Origin of the sequence: Methylobacterium sp. 37f (assembly GCF_023093475.1) — a bacterium.
In the GTDB taxonomy this organism is placed as follows: domain Bacteria; phylum Pseudomonadota; class Alphaproteobacteria; order Rhizobiales; family Beijerinckiaceae; genus Methylobacterium.
This window is the reverse complement of the sequence record NZ_JAGHKN010000036.1, coordinates 1-23,512: the sequence shown is the minus strand read 5'-3', so window position 1 is coordinate 23,512 and position 23,512 is coordinate 1. Positions and strand designations below refer to the sequence as shown.

Annotated in this window: 25 protein-coding genes; 9 read left to right on the top strand and 16 right to left on the bottom strand. The window is 63.6% G+C overall.

Annotation, left to right across the window (positions count from 1 at the left end; genetic code table 11):
- Nucleotides 1-19: 19 nt before the first annotated feature.
- On the top strand, nt 20-499 hold the full coding sequence (locus J7U37_RS19780; RefSeq protein WP_247636836.1) for a DUF6101 family protein: 480 nt from the start codon (nt 20-22) through the stop codon (nt 497-499).
- Nucleotides 500-523: 24 nt separating this feature from the next.
- On the opposite strand, the gene ubiA is transcribed toward J7U37_RS19780, so the two are convergent.
- Nucleotides 524-1,480, bottom strand: coding sequence for a 4-hydroxybenzoate octaprenyltransferase (gene ubiA / locus J7U37_RS19775; protein WP_247636814.1), 957 nt, complete (start codon nt 1,478-1,480; stop codon nt 524-526).
- 63 nt (nt 1,481-1,543) lie between these two features.
- Nucleotides 1,544-2,005, bottom strand: coding sequence for a hypothetical protein (locus tag J7U37_RS19770; protein ID WP_056185037.1), 462 nt, complete (start codon nt 2,003-2,005; stop codon nt 1,544-1,546).
- Nucleotides 2,006-2,290: 285 nt separating this feature from the next.
- Between J7U37_RS19770 and J7U37_RS19765 the strand changes: the two genes are divergently transcribed.
- The 4 genes from J7U37_RS19765 to J7U37_RS19750 all read left to right on the top strand — a co-directional run bounded on the left by J7U37_RS19765 (nt 2,291) and on the right by J7U37_RS19750 (nt 5,833).
- Nucleotides 2,291-3,043 carry a 16S rRNA (uracil(1498)-N(3))-methyltransferase gene (locus tag J7U37_RS19765; protein WP_247636813.1) on the top strand — a complete coding sequence of 251 codons (753 nt, stop codon included), beginning with the start codon at nt 2,291-2,293 and terminating at the stop codon, nt 3,041-3,043.
- Nucleotides 3,044-3,167: 124 nt separating this feature from the next.
- Nucleotides 3,168-4,535: a glutamate--cysteine ligase gene (locus J7U37_RS19760; RefSeq protein ID WP_247636812.1), complete on the top strand. Its 1,368-nt coding sequence runs from the start codon at nt 3,168-3,170 to the stop codon at nt 4,533-4,535.
- A gap of 377 nt (nt 4,536-4,912) precedes the next feature.
- Nucleotides 4,913-5,176 carry a sulfurtransferase TusA family protein gene (locus J7U37_RS19755; protein ID WP_247636835.1) on the top strand — a complete coding sequence of 88 codons (264 nt, stop codon included), beginning with the start codon at nt 4,913-4,915 and terminating at the stop codon, nt 5,174-5,176.
- 72 nt (nt 5,177-5,248) lie between these two features.
- Entirely contained in the window at nt 5,249-5,833 is a 585-nt protein-coding gene (locus tag J7U37_RS19750; RefSeq protein WP_247636811.1) for an NUDIX hydrolase, read from the top strand.
- Between the two features lie 24 nt (nt 5,834-5,857).
- Here the strand turns inward: J7U37_RS19750 and J7U37_RS19745 are convergent, their stop codons facing one another.
- From J7U37_RS19745 to J7U37_RS19715, 7 genes are all read right to left on the bottom strand, one after another.
- On the bottom strand, nt 5,858-6,706 hold the full coding sequence (locus J7U37_RS19745; protein ID WP_247636810.1) for a WecB/TagA/CpsF family glycosyltransferase: 849 nt from the start codon (nt 6,704-6,706) through the stop codon (nt 5,858-5,860).
- Between the two features lie 136 nt (nt 6,707-6,842).
- Nucleotides 6,843-8,450, bottom strand: coding sequence for a GumC family protein (locus J7U37_RS19740; protein ID WP_247636809.1), 1,608 nt, complete (start codon nt 8,448-8,450; stop codon nt 6,843-6,845).
- A 190-nt stretch (nt 8,451-8,640) separates the two neighbouring features.
- Complete coding sequence (locus J7U37_RS19735) at nt 8,641-9,687, bottom strand: glycosyltransferase (RefSeq protein WP_244478409.1); 1,047 nt, start codon at nt 9,685-9,687, stop codon at nt 8,641-8,643.
- A gap of 77 nt (nt 9,688-9,764) precedes the next feature.
- Entirely contained in the window at nt 9,765-11,864 is a 2,100-nt protein-coding gene (locus J7U37_RS19730) for a glycosyltransferase (RefSeq protein ID WP_247636808.1), read from the bottom strand.
- A 576-nt stretch (nt 11,865-12,440) separates the two neighbouring features.
- A complete protein-coding gene (locus J7U37_RS19725; protein WP_247636807.1) occupies nt 12,441-13,124 on the bottom strand; it encodes a type 1 glutamine amidotransferase domain-containing protein in 684 nt (227 codons plus the stop codon).
- 284 nt (nt 13,125-13,408) lie between these two features.
- Nucleotides 13,409-14,011: a TetR/AcrR family transcriptional regulator gene (locus tag J7U37_RS19720; protein ID WP_247636806.1), complete on the bottom strand. Its 603-nt coding sequence runs from the start codon at nt 14,009-14,011 to the stop codon at nt 13,409-13,411.
- Between the two features lie 348 nt (nt 14,012-14,359).
- Nucleotides 14,360-14,698, bottom strand: coding sequence for a hypothetical protein (locus J7U37_RS19715; protein ID WP_247636805.1), 339 nt, complete (start codon nt 14,696-14,698; stop codon nt 14,360-14,362).
- Nucleotides 14,699-14,892: 194 nt separating this feature from the next.
- On the opposite strand from J7U37_RS19715, the gene J7U37_RS19710 reads away from it, so the two are divergent.
- The gene (locus tag J7U37_RS19710) at nt 14,893-15,486 is read left to right on the top strand and encodes a PAS domain-containing protein (RefSeq protein WP_247636804.1); all 594 of its coding nucleotides are present in this window, start codon (nt 14,893-14,895) and stop codon (nt 15,484-15,486) included.
- Nucleotides 15,487-15,722: 236 nt separating this feature from the next.
- Here J7U37_RS19710 and J7U37_RS19705 read toward each other — a convergent pair whose 3' ends face one another.
- Complete coding sequence (locus J7U37_RS19705; RefSeq protein ID WP_247636803.1) at nt 15,723-16,301, bottom strand: PAS domain-containing protein; 579 nt, start codon at nt 16,299-16,301, stop codon at nt 15,723-15,725.
- Between the two features lie 190 nt (nt 16,302-16,491).
- Here J7U37_RS19705 and J7U37_RS19700 point away from each other — a divergent pair, with 190 nt between their 5' ends.
- A complete protein-coding gene (locus J7U37_RS19700; RefSeq protein ID WP_247636802.1) occupies nt 16,492-16,833 on the top strand; it encodes a hypothetical protein in 342 nt (113 codons plus the stop codon).
- Nucleotides 16,834-17,019: 186 nt separating this feature from the next.
- On the top strand, nt 17,020-17,223 hold the full coding sequence (locus J7U37_RS19695) for a hypothetical protein (RefSeq protein ID WP_247636801.1): 204 nt from the start codon (nt 17,020-17,022) through the stop codon (nt 17,221-17,223).
- A gap of 55 nt (nt 17,224-17,278) precedes the next feature.
- Here the strand turns inward: J7U37_RS19695 and J7U37_RS19690 are convergent, their stop codons facing one another.
- Nucleotides 17,279-17,629 (bottom strand): hypothetical protein, encoded by a 351-nt coding sequence (locus tag J7U37_RS19690; RefSeq protein WP_247636800.1) that lies wholly within the window; start codon nt 17,627-17,629, stop codon nt 17,279-17,281.
- Between the two features lie 176 nt (nt 17,630-17,805).
- Here J7U37_RS19690 and J7U37_RS19685 point away from each other — a divergent pair, with 176 nt between their 5' ends.
- The gene (locus J7U37_RS19685; protein WP_247636799.1) at nt 17,806-18,414 is read left to right on the top strand and encodes a PAS domain-containing protein; all 609 of its coding nucleotides are present in this window, start codon (nt 17,806-17,808) and stop codon (nt 18,412-18,414) included.
- A 117-nt stretch (nt 18,415-18,531) separates the two neighbouring features.
- Here J7U37_RS19685 and J7U37_RS19680 read toward each other — a convergent pair whose 3' ends face one another.
- The 5 genes from J7U37_RS19680 to J7U37_RS19660 form a co-directional block, all read right to left on the bottom strand.
- Nucleotides 18,532-19,536 (bottom strand): pilus assembly protein TadG-related protein, encoded by a 1,005-nt coding sequence (locus J7U37_RS19680; RefSeq protein WP_282104018.1) that lies wholly within the window; start codon nt 19,534-19,536, stop codon nt 18,532-18,534.
- A gap of 10 nt (nt 19,537-19,546) precedes the next feature.
- Entirely contained in the window at nt 19,547-20,077 is a 531-nt protein-coding gene (locus tag J7U37_RS19675; protein WP_247636798.1) for a TadE/TadG family type IV pilus assembly protein, read from the bottom strand.
- Nucleotides 20,077-20,613, bottom strand: a complete 537-nt coding sequence (locus J7U37_RS19670) for a TadE/TadG family type IV pilus assembly protein (protein WP_282104016.1) — start codon at nt 20,611-20,613, stop codon at nt 20,077-20,079. The genes J7U37_RS19675 and J7U37_RS19670 overlap by 1 nt, the downstream gene beginning before the upstream one ends.
- 62 nt (nt 20,614-20,675) lie before the next feature.
- Complete coding sequence (locus tag J7U37_RS19665) at nt 20,676-21,062, bottom strand: hypothetical protein (RefSeq protein WP_247636796.1); 387 nt, start codon at nt 21,060-21,062, stop codon at nt 20,676-20,678.
- Nucleotides 21,063-21,263: 201 nt separating this feature from the next.
- Nucleotides 21,264-23,512: Ig-like domain-containing protein (locus J7U37_RS19660; RefSeq protein ID WP_247636795.1), on the bottom strand; the 2,249-nt coding region annotated here is incomplete at its 5' end.

Below are 23,512 nucleotides of genomic sequence, written 5' to 3'. Positions count from 1 at the left end.
CATGAAGACTTTCGCGAACATGAATGGGATGTCCCCGGCGGGCTCCTTTGACGAGCTTTTTGCCGCATTCGCTGCATCCGATCTGCCGGTGATCACGCACAGCGGAGCGCGTCGCCCGGCCGGTATCGCTCTAGCCTTCGCTGAGGATGATTCGGATGCCTGCGGCGAGGATCGTTTTGACCTCTTGCTCGTCGACGCTGCCGGCGGAGTGGTGACCCGGCTCGGGCCCTTCTGTGAGAATGAGGTGGTGGCGCACTGGCGGGACTTCGCAGCCAAGTCCGGATTGCCGCGTATGATCGTCAAAGAGGATGGCGAACTGGCGAGTGTGTCGAACCAGATCGGTCCGGTTGCTCTCGGTCGGACCCGCACTCGTCGCCGTCACGGTCTGCTAAACGGTCGCCGCCCGCGCTTCCTCGTCAGGCGCAAGACCGGTGCTCTTCCGGTCCGCCCCCTGATCCATCGCGGTGAGAGCGAAATCATCTCCGGCGCCCGCTGCTGATCAACCTCTCAGATTGAATCGGCGTCAGCCGACAATCTGCTTCAAAGCAGCATCTGCCGCGAGACCAAGAAACAGGATCAGACCCGCCTGTCGATTTGATCGGAACAGCATGAGCGCCCCGCGTCCGTCGCGCGTGTCGAGGCGCAGCACCTGCGAACCGAGATGAGCAGCGAACAGGATGACGCCGAGGAGACCAACGGCACCAGCACCAACCAGGAGTGCAGCTGCTGCGATGAAGCCGACGCTGGCTCCATAGCAAAGCCCGATCGCCCCCCGCATCCGACGGCCGAAGAAGCGTGCCGACGAGCGGATTCCGGCGATCTCGTCGTCCTCGATATCCTGGACCGCGTAGATCGTATCGTAGCCGATCACCCAGGCGATGGTGCCGGCGTAGAGCAGCAGGGCAGGCGCATTGAGCTGCCCGAACACCGCCACCCACCCCATCAGTGCGCCCCAGGCGAAGGCGAGACCGAGAACCGCCTGCGGCACCGGCATGATCCGTTTCATGAACGGATAGATGGCGACGGGTATCAGGGAAGCGATTCCGACGGCGATTGCCACAGCATTGAATTGCAGCAGGACGGCAAGGCCGACCAAGGACTGGACCACGAGGAACAGCGCGGCGTGGCGCGCCCGGATCTGGCCCGAAGGAAGCGGACGGGAGCGAGTCCGCTCCACCTGCGCATCAAGATCGCGGTCGGCGATGTCATTGTAGGTCGAACCGGCGCCGCGCATGGCTACCGACCCGATGAAGAACAGCACCAGGTGGAGAGGGCTGGGAGCGGCTGCCCCGCTCGCGATGGCTGCGAGCGCGGACGACCACAAGCACGGTAGCAACAGCAGCCACCAGCCAATCGGCCGATCGATCCGGGCAAGCCGGAGGTAAGGGCGTGCCCGCTGCGGCGCCACCCGGTCGACCCAATGGCCGGCTACGGCGTCGGCGACGCGGTGGTCCGCCCCGTGGGAGCCCGCATCGGTCATCGGCCCGCTCGGTGCCTGCAAGTCGACGCGACCAGGCCTGTCAACGAATGCGATGGCACCGGGTCAGAGGGCGCCCTGCGGCATCTTCAAGCTTCCGGTCAGCCCCGGACCGCCGAGCAAACCGCCGCCGCCACCACCGTTCTGGGCTTGTGCCCGGGCCTGAGCCTCCATCTTAGCGGCCTTGGCGGCGACGCCGCAGACCTGCGTCCGGATGCCGGACACCTTGGTATGATCGGCCTTGAAGCCCTCGGCGAAGGAGTCCGGGATCGAGCACCACTCCTTGTTGGCGGTGATCCACTTCAACCCGGCGACGCCGTTGGCCTGGAGCTTCCCGAAGAGCGTGCAGGCTTCGGCGGGCGTCATCTTCTTCTTCGAGTTCGAAGCGGCGTTCGCCTTGCCGATGAGGTCCTTTCGGGCCTGAAGCGTCTGCTGGATTTCGCCGCATTCGGCAGCCTGTGCGAAAGCCTGCCCGCTGAACAGGACCGCACCGGCGACAGCAGCGGCGGCGATGGTTTTGAACGACATGATTCGAAATCCCTTCTCCCACCACGCGTGGATCCGGCTGGCTCAGCCCAGTCGCCGGCTGCGGAATGGCCTGTTTCGCGTTGGGACGCGCCTGCTTCTGAGCGCACTCCGTTCTTCACATTGTTTCGGCATAGGAATGTGGCGTCTTTCAAGCTGCAAACGCTACACCCGGATCGAATGTGGATTCGCGGCGCAATGTTTCGGCGTGTTGCGGATCAGCATCAGGGCGGCCCGGTTGAGCCTGAGCCGTTGACAGCTGAAACACCCCACGCGACCACACCGGTCATGGCCGCTTATGACTTCACCGCACCGCGTCTCTATGTCGAAGCCCAACTCTTGCCCGGGGCCACGCTCCCGTTGGACCGGGCGCAGGCCAACTATCTCCTGAATGTCCTGCGGCGAGGACCGACGGATCCGGTGCTGTTGTTCAATGGGCGGGACGGCGAGTGGAGTGCCGAGATCGCGCCGACCGGCCGCAAGAGCGCTGACCTGATCGTGCGAGAGCGCACACGCCAACAGCCGGAGCGTGCAGACCTGCACTACCTTTTTGCCCCCCTGAAGACGGCACGTCTCGACTACATGGCCCAGAAAGCGGTCGAGATGGGAGTTGGAACGCTCAGGCCGGTTCTGACTCGCTACACCCAAAACGAGCGGCTCAATATCGATCGCTTGCGCTCCAACACGATCGAAGCCGCCGAACAATGCGGCATCCTCGAGATCCCTGTCATCCAGGACGTCGCCAAGCTTCCTGCTGCGCTTGCCGACCTCAACCCTTTGCGTCTGTTGGTGTTCTGCGACGAGGACGCCTCGGTGTCAGATCCAATTCTCGCGCTGCGTCAGGTGGCCAATCCTGCCGCGCCGCCGCCCCTCGCAGTATTGGTCGGCCCGGAGGGCGGCTTCGCACCCGAGGAGCGCGCCCTTATCCTGGAGCGTCCGAATACGGTGGCATTATCGCTCGGTCCTCGCATTCTGAGGGCCGACACAGCAGCTGTGGCGGTGCTCTCGCTCGTCCAGTCGGTCCTCGGTGACGCACGCTGAGGCAGTCTGGTCGCGCGTTGTTCGCCGGGGTCCCCTGGCCTATGAGGCGAGTTGACCAGATAGAGGCCACGCTGCTGCGGTCCGGCGCGCCTCTCCCTTGAACGACCTTCTGAAGAGGCTGCGCATGGCGCGCGATACGTCCGATACGACGCCCCTGACCACGCGTGACGAACTCATCGCTTGGTTTGCCGAGGGCGAGAAGCCGCGGGATCGCTTCGCCATCGGCACGGAGCACGAGAAGGTCCCCTTCTATCGCGACGGTAATCGTCCGGTTCCCTACGAAGGGCCAAACGGCATTCATGCGCTGTTGCAGGGGGTCGCGCAGGAAACCGGCTGGGAGGCGATCGAGGATGCTGGGCATCTGATCGGCCTTGCGGGTGCGGAGGGGGGAGCGATCTCCCTGGAGCCGGGCGGACAGTTCGAATTGTCTGGTGCCCCGCTCCCGGATGTCCATGCGACTGCCGCCGAACTGCAGGCGCATTTGGATGCCACTTCCCGGGTGGCCGACGGCCTCGGCATCGGATTCCTCGATCTCGGGATGAGTCCCAAGTGGACACGGGAGGAAACCCCTGTGATGCCGAAGAGCCGCTACAAGATCATGGCGTCGTATATGCCGAAGGTCGGCAGCCTCGGTCTCGACATGATGCTGCGGACCGCCACCGTACAGGTGAATCTCGATTTCGCCTCCGAGGCCGATATGGTGGCCAAGATGCGCGTGGCGCTGGCTCTTCAACCCGTGGCGACGGCGCTCTTCGCCAATTCCCCGTTCACCGATGGACGTCCGAACGGATATCTTTCGCGGCGGTCGGAGATCTGGCGCGATACCGATGGCGATCGGACCGGCATGCTGCCGCGCGCTTTCGAGGCAGGGTTCGGATACGAATCCTACGTCGATTGGCTCCTCGACATGCCGATGTATTTCGTCAAGCGTGGTGAGACCTACCACGACGTGTCCGGCGCCTCGTTCCGCGACCTGATGGCTGGCCGTCTGGCTACCCTGCCGGGTGAGCGCGCAACGGTGTCGGACTGGGCCAACCATGCCTCGACCGCCTTTCCGGAGGTCCGCCTCAAGCGCTTCATCGAAATGCGGGGTGCCGATGTCGGTGGACCCGCGATGATTGCCGCACAGGCCGCTTTCTGGGTCGGGTTGCTCTACGATGAAGCGGCGCTGGCAGCTGCCTGGGATATCGTCAAGGACTGGTCCGCCAGCGATCGAGAATGCCTGCGCGCGACGGTGCCGCGTCTCGGGCTCGCCGCCCGCATCGTCGGTCGCCCTCTTGGGGCTGTCGCTGCCGAAGCGCTGACGATCGCTCGAGCCGGGCTTGTCGCCCGTGCTCGAAAGGATGGTCACGGGCGGGACGAATCCCACTTTCTGCAGCCACTCGAAGCAATCGTCGCTGCTGGACGGTCGCTCGCTGAGGATCGCCTTGCGGATTACGAGGGGCCTTGGCAGCGTTCGGTTGAGCCAGCTTTCACCCAGTGCATCTTCTGACTGTCTCGGGACCGGATCGTGGGCCCCATCTCCGCCGGAATGTAGGAGGGAACACGCACCGGCTCGCTTCACTGATCCTGAGGGGGATGAATCGCCGAACCCTCCGTTCACTTGAGCGATTTTTCACCTTTGGAGGCCGCACGTATTATGACCGTGGCTATGTCGGCGCTGGATATGGGGCGTACGGCCACAGCGGACCGTGCTACGCTTATGACTATGGATACCCGGCTTACGGTCACTGATTTTAAGATCCGGACACGTCAGAACCTCAGCCTAACTCCGAGGTTCCGGTGGGTAGTCGTTCCTGTTTGCCGGGGTTTTGCTATGCTTAAGCGATCCGCTCGGAATTCGGCATATGAGCGGGTTCGGGGATGCGGATGGCGGATGATTCAACCCTGTGCCTTGATCTCAGCGGCCTGAAATGCCCCCTGCCCACGCTTCGCACCCGAAAGGCGCTGCGGAGGCTCTCGCCAGGCACCATTCTCGTTGTAACCTGTACTGATCCGATGTCGGCGATCGATATCCCGCATCTGGTCCGCCAAGAGGGCGACATCCTCTTGAGCCAGGATGCGACGGCCACCCATGTGTCATTCACAATCCGCAGAAGCGCGACGGAAATCACGCTGGGCTTGCCTCAATGATGCGCCAAGCTCCTGCTAGGCCCCGAAACATCCGATCGCCCTGACCGCGGTGATCTGAACGGGGAGAGCAGAATGGCGCCGAATATCCGCGGCACCCGGATTGTGCACGACGGCTGGAGCCGGTTCCTCGTCGCAGAGGTAACGATGGGCGATGGTACCCGCCTCGCGCGCGAGATCGAGGATCATGGACGCGCCGCCGCGGTCCTCCCCTATGACCCACTTCGCCGCGTCGCACTGCTGGTCGAGCAATTTCGTGCCCCTGCCTTCTACGCTGCCGGCGCGACATCCGTTCTTGAGGTCCCTGCCGGCCTCCTCGATGAGGCCGAAGCGGACGATGGCGCGCGACGCGAAGCCTTCGAGGAGACCGGCGTACGTCTCGGAAAGCTGGAATTCGTTACCTGCGCCTGGAGCATGCCAGGAATATCGACCGAGCAGATCGATCTGTTTCTGGGGGCTTACGACGCTGTCGATCGTGTTGGCCCAGGAGGCGGACTCGCCGGGGAGCACGAGGACATCACTGTCCGAGAATTGGCACTGAACGAGCTTGCCGCCATGACCGACCGAGGTGAGATCACCGATCTTAAGACCATGACGTTGATCCTCTCCCTCCGACTACGTCATCCGGATCTGTTTATCTCCGACAAGGTCGTTTCCTGAAAATTCCCGGTGTCTGAACCTGGATCAGGGTGTATCGCGTGCACCGCTTGGTGTGGAAGCTGTCGTGGCTCTTTGAGGGTTGTGTCTGACGAAAAACCTCCGAAGCACCAATCCCACCAGGCGCCAGGATCGGACGAAATATCGACGGAACAGACGGTGTGGTGCGTTCAGGAAGCGGAAAAGCCACTCGAGGCCGGCACGTTGAAGAATCACGGGTGCGCGAGGGACCAAACCGGCCGCGACGTTTAAAGCTTCTCCTACGGCGAGCACCACTGGGCCGCCGAGGGCTTCACCTTGGCGATCGACCCAGATTTCGGATCGGGGAGCGCCAACCCCGAACACCAGCAGCGTCGTACCATGCGCGCGCACTGCCGCCGCGAGTTGTGTCCCGTAGGCTTCGTCGGCCTCGAATCCGTAAGGAGGGACCGTGACGGCGATGGCGTGGCGCGGAAGGCCCTTCGCAAGAAGACGCTCCGTCAGGCGCGTGCCGACGCTGTCCGATGCACAGATAAGGAAGATCCGTTGGCCGGCCGGCCATGGCTCGGCGAAGGCTGCCTCCACGAGGTCATGTCCAGTGACCCTTCGAGCCGTTGTCGCACCGGAGAGCCGTGCTAGCCAGACCAGCGGCATTCCGTCGAGCGTTCTTGCAACGGCCCGATCATAGGCTTTCCTGAATGCTGCGTTTTCGGAATGCGTAACGATGTGATCGAGGTTTGCCGTCACGATCAAGCGCGGCCCCGTGAGAGATTGGTCGCGGGCGACAGAGAGGATTTCGACGGCCGATCCGGGCGTGAACGTGATGTCGAACAGGCGAACACGCCTGTCGTCGCCTGAGCAACTCCCCTGATTTCTCCTGCCGTCGCTGTTGGTCAAAAGATGCCCTGCCCATCTAAATGGTCGGTTTGATCCACCCCGCGTAGAACAACTCCGTTCACTACCTCATGGTGCGATCCAACGCGCCAACCTCCCCATGGCTTGGTGGCGCGGACGAGCACACTCACGGACGTTCTCACGCATCAACGGCGCGGAAGCTGCGCGCACCTGACATCGATTTTTGCGTAACCGGCCAAGCCAAACGCCGGTCGCGCCGTGCCCCGAACAGCAGAGCCAGACCTGAGCCAACAGCAAGTCCGACCAGCAGGGCAAACGGCAGGACCACCTTCGGCGAAGGAGGCCAAGTGCGGCTGCGTGGAGGCGTCGCCGACGAAATAACCCGTACATTCGAACTGTTGAGGCGCTCTTGCTCACTGGTCTCGCGCGAGCGGCGCAGGAAGGCTTCGTAAATCGACCGGCGGGCATCCAGTTCGCGCTCAAGCTCGCGCAAACCCACGTTGGCCCGATCGTTCCCGGCGGTTTCCACCTTGGCCCTCTCGAGACTCCGTCGAACCGCGCCTTCGTTGGCGGCGGCGCGATCATGCTCCTTCTGTGACGTATCGATGATCCGCTCCTTCTCACGTTGGATCAGTCGCTGAAGATCACGCTGTTGCGCGTACTGATCAGCCATGGCCGGATGGCGATCGCCCAGCCGCGCTGCGAGTTCGGCCGTACTCCGCGAAAGGGTGGCGTATTGCTGCCTTAGGTTCTGCATCTCTGTCGACTGCAGCATTTCCGGAAGGGCTGTGCCAGCTTCCCCCGTCCGCATTCGCCGGGCCTGATCCAGCCGAGACTTGGCGTCTGCCAACCTGAGAGTTGCGGCTACAAGCTGCTGGTTGAGATCGCTGAGCTGCTGATCACTCAGTAACCGTCCGCTCGATGTTACGAGCTTGTTCGTCTCGCGATATTGCAGAACCTTGCGCTCTGCCTCCTCGACCGCTTGGCGCAAAGCCGTTAAACGGCTCGTCAGTGCTTCCGAAGCTCTGCGCGCAACATCGGTGCGAGCCGAAGCTTCCTCGGCGAAATAAGCATCCGCAATCCCGTTGGCGATCCGCGCAGATTTTTCCGGATCCCGGGTCTGCACGTAGACATCGATCACGAAAGTCCTCTCGGCGCGGCGAACGCCCAGCTTGAGGCGCAGGTTGTCCAGCGCGAGATTAACAGGGGCTCGGCTCGCCGGCGGCGTTTCCATGCCGAGGATCGCTTTCACCCGGATCATCAGAGGGTTGGTCGAGGCAGGCGAAACGAATTCCTCGTCCTGCGTCAGATCAAGGTTCTCGATGACCCGGCGTAACACATTGTCCGATTGAATGACGCGAGTCTGGCTCTCGGCAATCGACACGCCGCTGTCGGCTTGCGGCTGGCGATTGCTGAGGTCGTTCGCAATAACCGGCAGGTCGGCCGGATCGACCAGGATTTGTGTGACGGCTGTATAGGTTGGTGTCATCGTATTCAGCAAGGCCACGGCGATGATCACCGTCATGAGTCCGCTCAGCAGGATCAAGATTTTCCCGCGCCAGAGGCGCCGCAGCGCCAGACGGCCATCGAAGCTGCTCTTTGGTGTTGTCTCGACGATCACCGGCTCCCCGCGAACCTGGCTTCCGAAGTCGAACATCTGTTCCGTCTCCCGACTTGGCCGCTCCTGAAGCGCAAAGTCCGACCTGCCGTTCAAACTGCATTCGTCCCATTTCCGATCGGTGCCGTTCCGGAATGAGACGATCGCGACGCGAGAAACGACGAACACCCGAGGTTCCGCAGATCGCATGCCACAAGGAGCCCTACTATCGACGGAACACCCGAACCATTCTGAATCATCGTTTCCCAAAGATGGTTGATTTTAGCGGACCAAGCTTGATGAAGAAAAATCCTACGGCGTGTTGTCGCTTATGGCCGCGGTATAACTTAAGCCTAGTGCCTGTGTACAAAGTGTTGCCTCATGTCAGACCCTTTCTGCCGTGCTGAATGAGCGCGTCTCTGGCATTCTGATAGGCGGTGGCTCCCTGTTTGAGGAAGGCTGAGAAGTGAACCGCGTCCTGGGCGGCAAGGCCGTTCCAGCTCGCGACGTTCGCACGCGATATCGATGGGACGGCAGCAAAGTCTTTGGAGCTGATCCAGCTCAGAATCGCCGAGGCAGCTTTTTCGGGTTGAGTTGTGTCGATCAGAAGGCCGGAACGTCCCAACACCTCGGAGAAGACGGGTCCCGAGGGTGCGGCGATCGGCAGGCCACCGTGCTGTACTTCGAGCAATGGCAGTCCGAGCCCCTCTGCTTTTGAGGTCGAGAGAAGCAGGTGGCATTGAGCCGCCACGCGCCGGACCTCGGCGTCGTCGCAGTATCCATGTAACGTGAGGAATGGCGGTCGCGCTCCCAGGAAGGCATGGTCCCCCCACCCGACCCGGCCGACCACGTGGAGTTCGGCTGGTATGCCGGATGCATTCAGCGCCGCCGTGATGGCGATGGCCGCGGGGTAATCCTTGCGCGGTTCGATCGTGCCGATCGCAAGAATCCTAATCGGGGAGCCGGCTTCATAGGGTGGCCGCGCGAACAGGTCGCTCAACCCGAAGACGTCGTGAACGGGAGGTCTCAGGAGGGCGACCAGGGCTCGGCGCGAGCAGACCGCTCGTACCGCTTCGCCCGTGGTCCGTGAATTGACCAGGAAGGTGCGTCCGAACCGCAGGGCGAACGCGAAGCTCGGTGCCATGTAGAGCCGGCTTTTCCAGCTTAGATCCTCGGGTCGGGTGAGCAGGAAGGTGTCGTGGACATAGGTGATGCAGCGCTGCCGGTGCAGCGCGACGAAGGGGCTTGGCGGGAAACCTGGGAAGATGAACAGCGCGGAGCGGTCGCGAAGCATCCGGATCGGAAATCCGAGTTGCTGGGCGGCGATCATCCCGGCCAGGCCGGTGGAGCGGATCAATGTGACGGGATGTGGCTGCAGCGTCTCTGGACGGAACAGGTCGATGGCGACGCGCTCGATGCCGGTCACGTGCCCACGGAGATGCGTGTGATCCACGTAAATCCGGCATGCTGGATCGTCCATTGGCGGTGCGTCCAACGGCGGAGTCATCGTGACGCCGGCCTGGATCCGCGATGGTCGAGGGCCATGCGCAGAATCGCCGCGATATAGAGGACCCAGCGTAGCCAGAGCGGCATCTCGCGTCCCAGCACAGCCTGTTTCATGCGTCGCACGAACCGAACGAGTGGGGATGAGAGCGCCGGGATCGTCCCCACCCGCCCCATCGCAGGGGTCTCGGCCATTGCGAACTGCGATAGCGTTTGAAGGGTAAACGGAAGACGCGCTGCGCCAGCCGAAGGCGGCAGGATATGACGCGCGACAAGGATGTCGTTCAATCGCATAGCTGCCGCGGCGTGGCTGTTTCGGCTTTCCAGGGCGATGCGTCCGAGGAACCCGAGTTGCCGGCGCGCCGGTACATCGGCGATCAGATCGCGGAGCGCGGCTTCCAAGGCGATGGGTGCCACCGGAGCCAGACGTCCGGATATGCGGTCGATCACGGCCGTCGCGAGGCCGGTCGCATCGTAGCTGACTGTCGGAGTGCCACAGAGACCGGCTTCGACGGCCGTCTGCCCGAAGGTCTCCTGCCGGCTCGCGGTGATGTAGAGGTCGCACGCCCCGTACCAGCGCGCCAGCACCGTCTCTTCGCTGATCGGGCCGGCCACGATGAGGTTCGGAATGTCGAGAGATGCCGGGTCGTCGAGGCGGCCGACGGCGACGAAGCTGAGCCCCGGCCGTGCGATCCGTCGCAGGAGCGCGGCGAGTTCGGAGGTTCCCTTGCCGGGCGCATCGGCGATGGCGGCTGCGAACATCACCAGCACGTTCTCGAGCGGCAGCCTGAGCTGGCGGCGGAGATTTTGGCGATCCTGCGGCCGGAAAACGCCGGTCGGGAAGGCGAGATCGATCCGTGCGATCGGTGTGGTCTCCGGGGCGAGGTCACGGGCGGCCGCCTCGGTCCAGTCCGAGGCGGCGAGGAGGAGGGGCGCTGAGGCTTCGGCGAGGATCGCGTGTTTCTCGGCATAGACCCCGGCGATCCGGCTCCGCGCCAGTTGCGGATAGGCGGTGGGGGAGGGACAGCGAGCATCGCAACCCTCCGGAAGGATGGGGCAGCCGGAGGGCGAGGCGCATCGCCCTGAGAGCGGAAACAGGTCGTGGAGCACGAGAGCGACCGGGATTCGCTGTCCCAGGCGGCGCAGGATCGTGGTGCGCCGGGTCGCGCCGTGGAGGTTGCCGGCCAGGATCAGATCGTAGCCGCCCGTGAGCAGCCGGCGCTCCGTGTTGGGGAAGGCCTCGACCCATTCCGCGGCAGCGGGAGGCGATTCCGCCGTCAGTTGGTGGTCGCTGACACGGTGACCTGCGAGGGCGAGCGCGTCGGCGAGGCGCCTGTGGGCGATGCCGGCTCCGCCGCTATAGCCCTGGTCGGTCAGGATCGCCACGGAGAGGCCAGGCGCCATCGGTGGCGGAACATGGTCCGGTTCGCATTGCAACAGGACCGGGCGGCCGATGCGGTCGAAGCGGGCGCCGTGGCGGACCAGATGGGGCCAGAGCGCCACGACGGGGTCGGGGGCGGCCGGTTCGAGGCCGCCGGCGCGGTGGACCAGAGTTCGGGAGAGCAGGACCTCGCCGCCGCGGAAGGGCGCCAGGGGGCCTTCCGGAGGATTGGGGTCGGTGAGGGGGCCGGGTGCCGCCGCGAGGGCATCGAGCCCGAGGGGGGCTTCGTCGAAGACGATCCGCAGACCGGCGACCACGTCGGCGCCGGTCAGGGCGAAGTGCAGGCCCAGGGCGAGCAGGGCGCCCGGCGCCAGCAGGTCACCGGGACGGAGCAGCAGCAGGGCTTCGGCAGAGGCCTCGGATACGAGGCCCGGCAGCCGCGCCGCCGCCTCGTCCGGCGAGACCACGTCGTGGCACCAGTCCGGATAATCCTGAGCGTTGACAGAGGCTTGGGTGGCGAGCCAAGCGGGGCCGGCAGCTTGGCCGAGGGTGATGATGCGAAGGCGCGGCCACGGGCGGCCGTCCGGCAGGGGAACACGATCGGCAGGCTGCGACGTCCGGAACGGCCAGTCCGCAACCCCGTGAGCGGCCGGCCCGAAGCGAGCGGCAGCGGCGTCCAGGTCGGTCTTCGCGACCGCGTTGTCAGGCCGTCCGGTCACGCTGCGTCGATCATCCATCCGGTCCCACGGCATCTTTGCGGGCCAAACCGAGGATGTGCGGGAACCCTGAATCTTCCGTGAGCGCGCCTCGGTATACACCAGGGTCGCGTCGCGGTCGCGGGAGAAAGGGCCGCGTCGGCGGTGACACGCACCTCGCCATACACAATACCATCCGGCTGCGTGCCGCAGTCTGACGCAAAAACCCTCATCGACCCGCAACAGGAATTGACGGACCCGGCGCGGGGGACGGCTGCGATGGCAGGGTCGAATCGGTCCGTTGGTTCGGCTGTCGGCCCAGCGTCGCCGAATCGGATTGTCGACAGGTTTGAGTGGCAAGATATCGGCGTGGAAATCCTGCGGCGCGAACGGGTCACCCTTTCGCCCTTACGATGTCCATGCCGATCGTCGTTGCCCGGGACACGGTGTCCGGACCCCGCACCGCGGTGCCGAGGTCGGTGCCAAGGCTTCGGGTTCCGCGAGGTCGCCGATGCAGGGTCTTCGCCCGGGCTCGGCCGGGCGACGATCCTGGGTTGGGCGGACGGGCGGGTGCGGGCGCCGACGAGGGCGCCCGCGTCCTCAGCGATGTGCGAGGTGGGCGACGAGACGCTCGGCGGCGGGGCCGGAGGAGGCCGGGTTCTGGCCGGTGATGAGCAGGCCGTCCGTCACGACGAAGGGGCTCCAATCGGCCCCCTTGGCGTAGAGGCCTCCGTTCCGCTTGAGCTCGTCTTCGACCAGGAACGGAACCACCTGGGTGAGGCCGACGGCCTCCTCCTCGGTGTTCGTGAAGCCGGTGACGGTCCGGCCTTCGACGAGGGGCTTCCCGTCGGGACCCTTGGCGTGGCGCAGGACGCCGGGTGCGTGACAGACCAGGGCCACGGGTTTGCCGGCCCCGAGCGTCGTCTCGATCAGCCCGATCGAGGCGGGGTCCTCGGCGAGGTCCCAGAGGGGCCCGTGACCGCCGGGATAGAAGACGGCGTCGAAGCCCTCGTGGCCGACGGCATCGAGCCGGCCCGTCTCGGCCAGCACCGCCATGGCCGCCGCGTCGGCTTCGAATCGCCGCGTCGTGTCGGTCTGGAAGCTCGGCTCGGCGCTCTTCGGATCGAGCGGCGGGCGGCCGCCCTCGGGCGACACCAGGACGATCTCCGCCCCCGCATCCTTGAACACGTAATAGGGGGCCGCGAGTTCCTCCAGCCAGAAGCCGGTCTTCCGACCCGTGTCGCCGAGGCGGTCGTGTGAGGTCAGGACCATCAGGATCTTCATCGTCGTTCTCCGGGTCTTTCGCTTGGGTGAGAAGAAGGTTTTCGATACCGGGTCGGTCGCCGGGTCGACGGACTTCGCCGGGTTCGGGAGGGCTGAGCGGCGTATCGTGCGTTTGCGATGCGTCCCGCGTCTGGATCTCGCGTCAGCGCCATTTGTCGGGGGCAGGATTCTCGGTTCGCGCCGCCCACCTCCTCGAACCAGGTCCTGCGGAGTTCAGTAGACCGGTCGTCTTTTTCCTGGGCCTGGGAATGGGGGTGTCCTCGATCTCGTTGCAACGCGATGGCTCAGGGCGAGGCAAGGCCGAGGATGCGTCGGGTCGTCCCCATGGCAGCCCCGAACGGTGCGTCGGTCCGAACGATCTTGGCCATCAGGCTCGCACCGAGCCAGACGTGGTACAGATCCTCGGCGGTCGTATGCGGTTCGCTCTCGACCGTGAGCGAGCCTTCCGCCACGCCTGCCGCGATGGATTGCGACAGCCGTGCGATGATCGAGGCCGTGCCGTCCTTCAGGGCGAGGCGCATCGGCTCGGACAGGTCCGAGACTTCTGCCGCAAGCTTCACCGCGAGGCACTTGCGCCGGTCGTCGATGCTCCCCTGTGTCGCCTGCCATTTCCGCCAATAGTTCATCAGGCGCTCGGCATGGTTCAGCCCCGGCTCCGCCAGTGTGATGTCGAGGTCGGCAAGATAGGTTTCGAAGTAGTCCGCCAGGAGGGCTTCGCCGAAAGCCTCCTTGGAGCCGAAGTAGTGGTAGAACGACCCCTTCGGCACGCCGGCCGAGGTCAGGATCTCGTTGAGCCCGACTCCGGAGAAGCCCTTCGCGCCGACGAGGCCATAGGCGGTGTCGAGGATCCCCCGACGGGTGTCGGTCTGTGCGGTGACGCGTCCCATGACCGTGAGATAGTCCGAATTAGACCGGTCGTCTAGTGGCGATTGGGTCTTTTTGTCGGGGACATCACCGGAGCGTATGCCCGACAATCCTGCGGCGTTCGGAGATCATCGCGGAACGTTTCATCGCGGGGGCCTGCTTCGACCACATCGTATCGGCAAGACCCGTTTCGATGTCTGAACAGGGCGGGCGATTGCCGGCTCGGGCTCGAGGTCGGAATGACCATCGGTTACCTCATCGTGCGGTTGCCTCATCGTGCGCAGCGCCTGATCCACGCTTCGTTCCCGAGCGGCATCCGGAGCCGAGGGCATCCCTTACGACGTCGCGCTGCGGCCTCGACCAACCGCGCGTTAGGGTGCGAGGCGACCGGTCGAGCTGACGCCCGCATCACGGACGATCTGAAGGCATCGACGGCGCTGCTCGGGATCGGCGATTCGGCAGTAGGCGTCGAGCAGTTCGAGGCATTCACGGCTGAGGGCGACGTCGTAGCCTTCGACCGGCATACCCGCTCCCAGCCCGCCAGAAACCGAACGTGGTACTGTGCTGAACGCGTCTGGCGAGATGCCGAGCTTCTCTGCAATCTGCTCCTGAAGCAGCCGTTTGCGGTTCGATGGAAGAAGTTGGCCTTCCGAACTTGCACCAGAAGAGGCGGACGAAGTGGCGTCGACGAGGTTCAGCTTACGGTCCACGTCCTGTCCCCAATCGTCTGCCCATGAGCTTGAGGCCTACATGCCACAGGCCAAAGTGTATGCAAACGCGTGGCGGTATCGTGTCGAGTGAGTGGGGAACACTTTATCCTGTGTTAACCAGCCGTAAAAATGCCTCATGATTCCGTGAACGGAGGAATTGACGCGGGTTGGAGGCGAGAGTGGGACGAGGTCAGTTGGGTGGCGCGAAGGTTTCGCAGATCGGACTGCAGGATGCGATCGACGCCACGGACGTGATCGGCCGTTGCGATTGGGATATTCCCAATGACCGTGCCTTTTCAGATCCGACCGTTGCCCTGCTGTTCGGCGTCGACCCCGCTTTGGCAAAAGTCGGGACTCCCCTCGCTCGGTTCATGAGCGGAATGCATTCTGAAGATCGCGATCCGACACATCGCCTGATCGAACGATGCGCCAAGGCTGGGCGCTCATATCTGGCGGAATACCGGGTTTGTTCGGCCGACGGAAATCTGCGCTGGGTCCTTGCACGCGGTCGATTCGCGCTCAGCCAAACCGGCGCTCCACTGCGAGGCAGCGGGATCCTGATCGACGTGACACAGAAGTGGTTTGACCAGGCAGATCACGCCTCGGCTGCGGTCCTGCATTCCGATCACCCTCTGGAACGCGCAGCCGAGCACTGCTTGGCTGCCCACAAGGCCATCAATGAATTGCCCCGGTCGGTTCTCCACCTGCTGAGCGACGCACTCCTGCTGGAAGTCGGCAGCCAACTGGCGAAGCTCGAGGGCGATCAGCGCCGTGCGCGCATGAACTGATCGACCGCTGGCGCTACCAGCGCCGAAAGCGATCGAAAACCTGTGCGGAATGGGTTGCGACGCACGAGAACAGGGCGCCGGCGCGTCCGAGGTCGGTCCTGCCACATCCGCTTTGCGAACTGCTCCGGCGGGCGGAAGTCTTGTTTGCAGACGGGACAACCGACCGGCCAGCGAGGGACCTCGATTCGGTGCTCGAAGGATCGCGCCCCGCTGCAACCGGCTCAAGGACCTCCGGGCTAATTCATTGCACCGCGACGTCGTTCGTCCGTGAGTTTGGAGAGCGCACGCCCAACCTCCAGCAGCAGCATATCGCTCATCCGGTGTAGGAGGGGCTCGGGATACTCATGAATCGCTTCACGGGCCGCAAGGCAATGCTCTGCCGCGCGTTCCAAGGGGTGCTGAGCCTGACAACTCGCATCAGTACCTCTCGCATGATCACCGAGGCGAGATTGTGTGATGTCGATCAGCACACCGCTACCACGCTGAGGCCGTCCTGCCTCGTCCAATGCGATGCGTCCACGATCCAGAATCCAGCGTACCACACCGTCGGCCGAGCAAACTCGGTACTCGAACGCGCAGCAAAGGCCCGTTTCGGTGCTCAGTTTGATCTCGCGAATAAACCGCTCGCGGTCCTCCGGATGAACGCCGGCGAGGAACGTACCGAGAGAGGTGCCCGCTGCGGTCTCAGCGGGGTTGATGTTGAAGACAAGTGCTACGAGGGCGTCGGCATAGACGCGATCATTCGGAACGTCATATTCCCAGCGTCCGATAATATCGGATGCGTCAAGCGCCTGTTGCAGCATGATTTGCGACACCAGGGTCTCACGCGTTTGAAATCGCCCCACTCGCATCTCCGTGGTCGGATACAATGTGATGTTGCAGCATAATAAGAAAAAAACTAGCGAAAGCTATCCTCATCAAAATCTCGATGCGACATAAAAAGCTGTATGGTATCCTCCATGAAAGCGTTCGAGATGCGGTTTTGGGTTGTGGTGGAGAAGCGCCATGGGCCGTAAGCTGAGCCCGGCTGAAGCCGATGCGTTTACAAAAAACATCACGCGCTTGCCGGATCAGGAGGCGGAGGCTTCACCCTCGTATGGCTCGACTCTTCAATCCCGCATTGCAGATGCGCTCGGTCTGTCCGTATCGGACCTTTTCGATCGAGGGGCTTCCGACAATCAGGTTCCAGACGCCGGTCCTGGCGGGCCACCGGCCGAGACGTCGTTGAGCCGAGACTGTTCCGATCTCGTCGCGGTTTTCGCGCGTGTCGAAGACCCGGAAGAGCGCCAGCGCCTCCTGAGGATGGTTCGGGACGCGGTTGAAAGGAACAAGAACGGGAAGCTCTGAGGTCGAGCATTCGGTATCGGAAGTAAGCCTTTGAAACACGCGATTGAAATTAGTGATCGATTATAAAATTTTACATCGCGTTCATATTAAGACACATCAATGAAACGCCCTTCCTTGCAACAGAATGGCAGCGTGCAACTTCGTTCTCTGTCTTTTGTTATCACGCTGAAGCAGGCTTGATCCTCGATGGAATACGACGAACGTTTCGAGGCCATGGCGGACGCATGCCTCAAAGCTCATGAAGCGGTCGCCGAGACAGGCACCCCGGCGATGCGCGCCATGACACGCGCCTTGCTGTGGCAGATTGCACAGGAACTCGCTCAGAAAGACGAGCGCTGCAAAATGATGGACCGTTTTGACGAGGCGTCGGCGGAACGGCTGGAGGCGTGATCGCCAGCGTGAGATCAATGTGGCGACGTGCTTTTAAGCGGTTGCTGTCGCGCCATCATGCTTCTTCCACCGGGCCCTCGTCTGCCGCGGCAGATGCCACGTCGCGAACGGCTTGAAGGCATCGACGGCGTTGCTCAACATCTGTGATGCGGATGTACGCGTCGAGCAGTTCCAGGCACTCGCGGCTCAAGGCGGTGTCGGTCGACTGAAACGGGTTGGACGCGCTGTGCACGGCGTTCGGGGTTTCGCCTGGGTCCCGCAGCTCGGCGGCGGATATTCCGAGCTGCCGCGCAATGCGATTCTGAAGGTCCTGCCTCAGATCGGACATGACTTGGACTGGTCCGTCGACGTCTGACTCGGGTGAGAAAGACCTTGCTCCCTCGCTGGCATCGAGCTTGCGGTCCATCGCTCATCCCCAGTTGCATACAAAATTTGGCATCGTCGATTTAGCTGACCGGACGCTCGAACGCGATGGTGCAAAAAGACCAGTACGAGGTGTGAACCTGATTTCATATGTTAATATTTTGTTTTTCAGTTTCGGTGCCAAGTTATGTCGGAGATTCACGAGGCCAGGATCATCTGATGGCGCGGCGGGATACATGCGCGGCTGAAACCCCACAGATCGCGCTACAAGACGCCATGGATGCGTCGGATATGATCGGGCGCTGGGAATGGGATATCCCCAATGACCGGTTGTTTGCCGATGCGACCGTTGCTCTGCTTTCGAGTGTCGACCCTTCGGTGGCGCGCGGTGGAGCTCCGCTGAGTCTGTTCCTGAAAGCCGTTCATCCTGAAGATCGAGTGAAAACGGCCGAGATCATCGCCAGAAGCGCACTGTCGGGGCGCTCCTACGTGCATGAGTATCGCATTCATTCAGCCGACGGCGCCCTACGCTGGGTTTTGGCACGCGGTCGCATCGAGTTGGATGAAACGGGCCAGCCCCGCCGCGGCTCCGGCTTCCTGATCGACGTGACTGAAAATCACGCCGATGAAGCCGCTTGTTCCGCCGGGTTACCGGATCTCTCAGAGCATCCGTTGGAGGAGGCGGCCGAGCATTGCCTCGCCGCCCGTCAGGCCGTCCAGAAGCTCGCCGATCCTCTCCTGGAGAACATGACCAACATGCTTCTGCTGGAGCTTGGGCGACGCCTCTCGAAACTGGAACGTGATCAGCGCCGCGCGCGCATGAACTGATCGTCGGATCGAGCCGCTATCTCCCGACCAGCGCGCGCCTCCGCGGCGTTTGATATGCGTCGCCTTTTTTCAAAAGGATGTCGGGACGGTAAGCCGTCCTCCGCCGACCCTCAAACGTCACCGGGTCAAGACCACGGTGTTCGTGGCGCCCACGCCCGATGGGGTGCTGGGACAGGTTACGTTGAACACGGCATCGTTGTAGTCCTTGTCGTCGACCAACCCGCCCATATCATTCCATTTGTAGGTGATTTTCCGGCCCGGCGTCTGATTGCAGTTGACCGTTGCATTGCTTGGGGCGCCCAACGAGCAGAAGCCGTTACTCAGTAACCCGCCCTGCGTCGTCGTCTGAAGACTGCAGTTGAACAGCTGCAGCGCATAGGCGGCGGATGACGGGGGAACGAGGTGCGAATAGAAGATGTGGCTGCTCCCCGGAGCGGCGCCATAGCCATTGCGGCCATAGCTCGAGATCCCACCGGTCACGTTCTTCAGAGCGAACCCGATCTTCTGGCCGGTTCCAATGACGGCGGAAATATCCTTGGAACTGCTCCCTGCCGTGTTGGAAAATAGTAAGTTCAGATCGCTGTTGCTTGGAATTCCGTTGTTGGCTGGCACGACGTACCAGTAGATACTGTTCGCGTCGGCGGAATTGCTGGCGAAGCTCGACAGTGAGAACGCCAGCTTGTAGCCGGCACTGCGGGCCTCCGACAGGACCGTGACGGCAGTCTCGCTCGACACCATCGAGAGGATGGAATTCGGGACCCGCGCTTCAGCCGCCACGGCCACGCTGTAGACGGCCGCGCTCGCTGCGCTCGGCGTTGCGGTGAAGGTCACATTCGCTGCGGAGGGCATCCGCGCGATGGCGTTGGCCATGAAACGCGTCGCGGTCGCCTGAGCGGTCGAACTTGTCGTGGCCGATACGTAGACGGACGCGCCCGCCAAGGCGGCGCTGTCGGCCGCCGCCTGAAGCTCGGATCGGAGCTGGACCGCCCGCATCATGTCGAGCCCGCCGCCCGCAATCAGCAGAACGGGAACGAGCATGACCCCGAACCAGACCGCAAACGTGCCCCTGCAATCCGTCAGGAAACAGCAAGGCGTGTCGCGTGGCGAGGAAGCGACCGGCATCCGCATGCTCTCAACTGCCGTATGTCACCGCCGTGCCGGAACGCGGGCGCGCCAGGGCGGAAACCGAGAAGGTCACGTTCAACGCAAGGGGAAAGGTCAGGGGTGATGCGTAACGAAAGCTCGCCTTGACAACGATCGCGCTGTCTCCGGAACTGGTCGTGACGGGCGCGGCATCGCTCGCGGCATTGGCGATCGCCGAGACGATGCCGCAGCTGGTGTTCGTCCAGTCGACCTTCCGAACCGTGTTGAGGTAACTCACGCTCGCAACCGATGCCGCAAAGCCCGCGGTATCGAGGGGCAGCAGCGAGAGCTTGGCACCCTTGCAGTAATCCGCGACGTCCGAGGCCGTGACGCTCGCCTGCTGCGAAACGAGATCCGCCAGGTTGCGCGTGGCAGCAACGGCGAGCATCCGTGCCCGCGCCAGTGCGAAGACCTGGAAACTCCCGAGCATCGCGACCAGGATGAACGGAGCGATCAGGGCGAACTCGACGGCGCCGACGCCGGCTTCGTCGGACCGGTACCGCCTTGCCAAGGCGCGCATCAGTAGGGCTCGTTCTGAAACGACAAGGTCGTCAACAGCAGAACATCCGTGTCGAAGCCTGCGCCCTTCAACATCCCGGATAGCGGCGCCTTGCTATAGCCGATCTGGAGAATAACGTCGGATCCGGAGCTGCCGGCATTGAAGCCGGTCTTGCTCAATCCCCCCGCGCTGGTCGATGTCGCGGGCGAGAGGCTAGCAAAGCTCGTACCCGACTGAACGTAATAGACGATCTTGTCGCAAGGAATAACGGGTGACGCCTTCGCGCAGATCGCGGCCTTGAAGGTCGCCTCGTTCACCGACCCGATCCGGAGCAGCCGGCTCGCATCACGCGCCGCGTTGTCGAGGGTACTGAGCATCAGCAGGCACAGACCAACCTCGATCCAGGCGAGAACCATCGCCAGGAAGCACGGCGTGATCATCGCGACCTCGACGGCTGTCGCCGCGCGCGTGTCGCGGATGAAGTCAGCCCATAGCCGGCACCACCGATGTGATCCGGAGCGTGTTCGACGGGACGGGGCGTCGCATGGGCGATCCATCTGCGCTCTCCCAGCTCGACAAGCCCCGTCGCGGCGACCGACCGGGATCCGCGGGCCGATGTTCAGTCGGAATGGGCGAATCGCGCCGGAGCCGGATCGGGCGGCGTCGGGGCAAACGTAGAGCTGTAGAGCTGCTCGTGCTGCCCCAGCAGCGTCAGGATCTGCGCGCGCAAGCCCGCATAGGAGTCCTGCATCTGGCGGAAATTCGCGTTGGTGGCCGTCTGCATATCACTCAAACGGTCGAGATCGTCCGTCTGGCTCTCCGCTTCGAGGAGACGGCTGCTCTCCCGTAACGCCAGAGTTCGCACCTGACGTTCGATGGCCTTCAAGGCCGCGACCTGTCCAGTGATGTAGTCCTGCGCATCCATCAGCTGCTCTACGCTTCTCTGGATGGTTCGCCGGAACTGCACCACATCCGGCACGGAGATCAAATCGTTGGCGGGGATCATGAGGGCAAGACCTCGATCTGCTGCTGTTCGGCTCTCAAACCCGGTGAAGCGGGGCTCGCCAGGCTGTACGGCTGCCCTGATGAGGCTTGGCCCCCGGGCGGTGTTCTTGTGACGTCACGGAACGCTGGGTTCATCCCGTCCGGTCAAAGCATGACCGGGGGAGCCCGCGACGATTCTCGCGGGCTCCATTCTTGCGGGAACTCAGACCGGGAGGCGGCCTTCCTTCATGCCGAACTCAAGGAAGTGTTGCAGGGGATCCCAGCCGGCGGCGGCGACATCCGGGTTGGCTTCGAGGTAGGCGTTCGTGTGAAAGCCGGGTCCCGGATCGCGGCCCTCGTGCCATCCATACTCCTGGTAGTGGATCAAGGGATTGGCCCCATTCGCGGCGACGTCGGGGTTCGCGGCCAGGTAGGCGGCCGGATCGAACAGCTCGTTGGGGGCTCGCCCTTCCTTGGCACCGAAGTCGAGGTAGTGCTGGAAGGCGTAGTCCCCCGGCTGAACGCCCGTCGCTGACCGTGCGGCGGCAGCGACGTCGGGATTGTGTCCCAGGTAGAACTCAACATCGAAGTCTCCCACAAGAGTCGGAGAACTTTCACCTTCGTACACGCTACGACCTTCCCGCTGGCCATGCTGAAGGTAATGCTCCAGGGCATTGGCACCCGCCGCCTTCACGTCCGGATTCAGAGACAGATACGTCTCAGGTGCGAAATCCGAACCCGGACTCCGGCCTTCCCGTTCGCCGTAGTTGAAGTAATGCTCCAGGGGATTGACGCCGGCTGCCGCCACGTCGGGATTTTCAGCCAAATACTCGCGCGTATGGAAGTAGGCGTTCGGATCACGTCCCTCGCGCCAGCCAAACGTCTCGTAATGGGTGTCGGCATCGACGTGGGCCCTCCACACATCCAGGTTGTTCGACAGGTACCAGACATCATCCACGAGTGAGTGGCCGTCGTTCTCCTGGATCGTACCATCCGTGAAGTGCAGCGTTCCGATACCACTGATGTCGTGATGCACGCCCTCCGGGTCCGTCAGGACGAGAGACTCGCCAGCCAAGGTGACGTGAGCATCGACGAAGGCGAAGCCAAACGTTGCCGCGGCAGCTGGAGCGACCCCTTGAAGAGAGACGCTGAGGGACGCCGAGTTCGACAGACCTTGCTCGTCCGAGACCGTGTAGGTGAAGATCTCAGTTCTGGTTTGCGCGCCGTTCCCGACGTTGTTGGCTCCGATGGCTTGATAGCTGTAGTGACCGTCTGCGGAGATCTGGAGAGTTCCATGGTCGGACACGACCGTGGCAGTACCCGTCGTCGGAACCTCAGCGGTCACGCCGTTTGCAAAGCGCACTGACGTCACGTGCAGGACATCGCCAGCATTGGGGTCAGTGTCGTTGGCGAGGACGTTGCCGGTCACCGCTGGTGCGTGCGTCACCGTCGAGATTGCCTCCGACACCGCCTGCGGGGCGACATTTCCGGGGCTGGTCGCATCGATCGTCATAGCGATGCGGCTCGTACTCGGCCCCACGTTGCCAGCCGCATCGATGATGTCGGCCGTCAACACGGTGTTCCCATCCGCCAGCGGGGTGGTCGGCGTGAAGGTGAAGCGTCCGTCTGTCCCGACCAGCGCCGTGCCGAGCACGGTGCCGTCAGACGAGATGGTGATGGTGGCGCCGGCCTCGGCCGTACCCGTGATGGTCGGGGTGGTGTCGGTGGTGGGCGTCAAGGCGTCCAGCACCGGTGCGCCCGGCGGCGTGAGGTCGATGACCAGGGGCGTCGCTGCGGAGGCGGGCGAGGCGTTGCCCGCCGCATCCACGGCGACCGCCGTGAGGCTGGCCGTGCCTTCGGGCAGAGCGGCCGGCGTCAGGCTGAAGCTGCCATCGGCAGCGGCCACGGTCGAGCCGATCTGGGTCGTGCCGTTCGAGACGATGACGGTCGCCCCCGGCTCGGCCGTACCGGTGATGGTCGGGGTGGTGTCGTTGGTGGGCGCCAGGGCATCCAGCACCGGGGCGATGGGAGGCGTGGTGTCCCCGTTGCCCGGCGTGGCGGTGACCACGAGGGTGACCGGGGTGGAGCCCGCCCCCACATTGCCGGCCGCATCGGCGGCATTGCCCGTCAGGACGTTGTTGCCGTCCGCCAGCGGGGTGGTCGGCGTGAAGGTGAAGCGTCCGTCGGTCCCGACCAGCGCAGTGCCGAGCACGGTGCCGTTGTCGGAGATGATGACGGTGGTGCCGGCCTCGGCCGTACCCGTGATGGTCGGGGTGGTGTCGGTGGTCGGCGCCAGGGCGTCGAACACCGGTGCGCCCGGCGGCGTGAGGTCGATGACCAGGGGTGTCGCTGCGGAGGCGGGCGAGGCGTTGCCCGCCGCATCCACGGCGACCGCCGTGAGGCTGGCCGTGCCCTCGGGCAGAGCGGCCGGCGTCAGGCTGAAGCTGCCATCGGCAGCGGCCACGGTCGAGC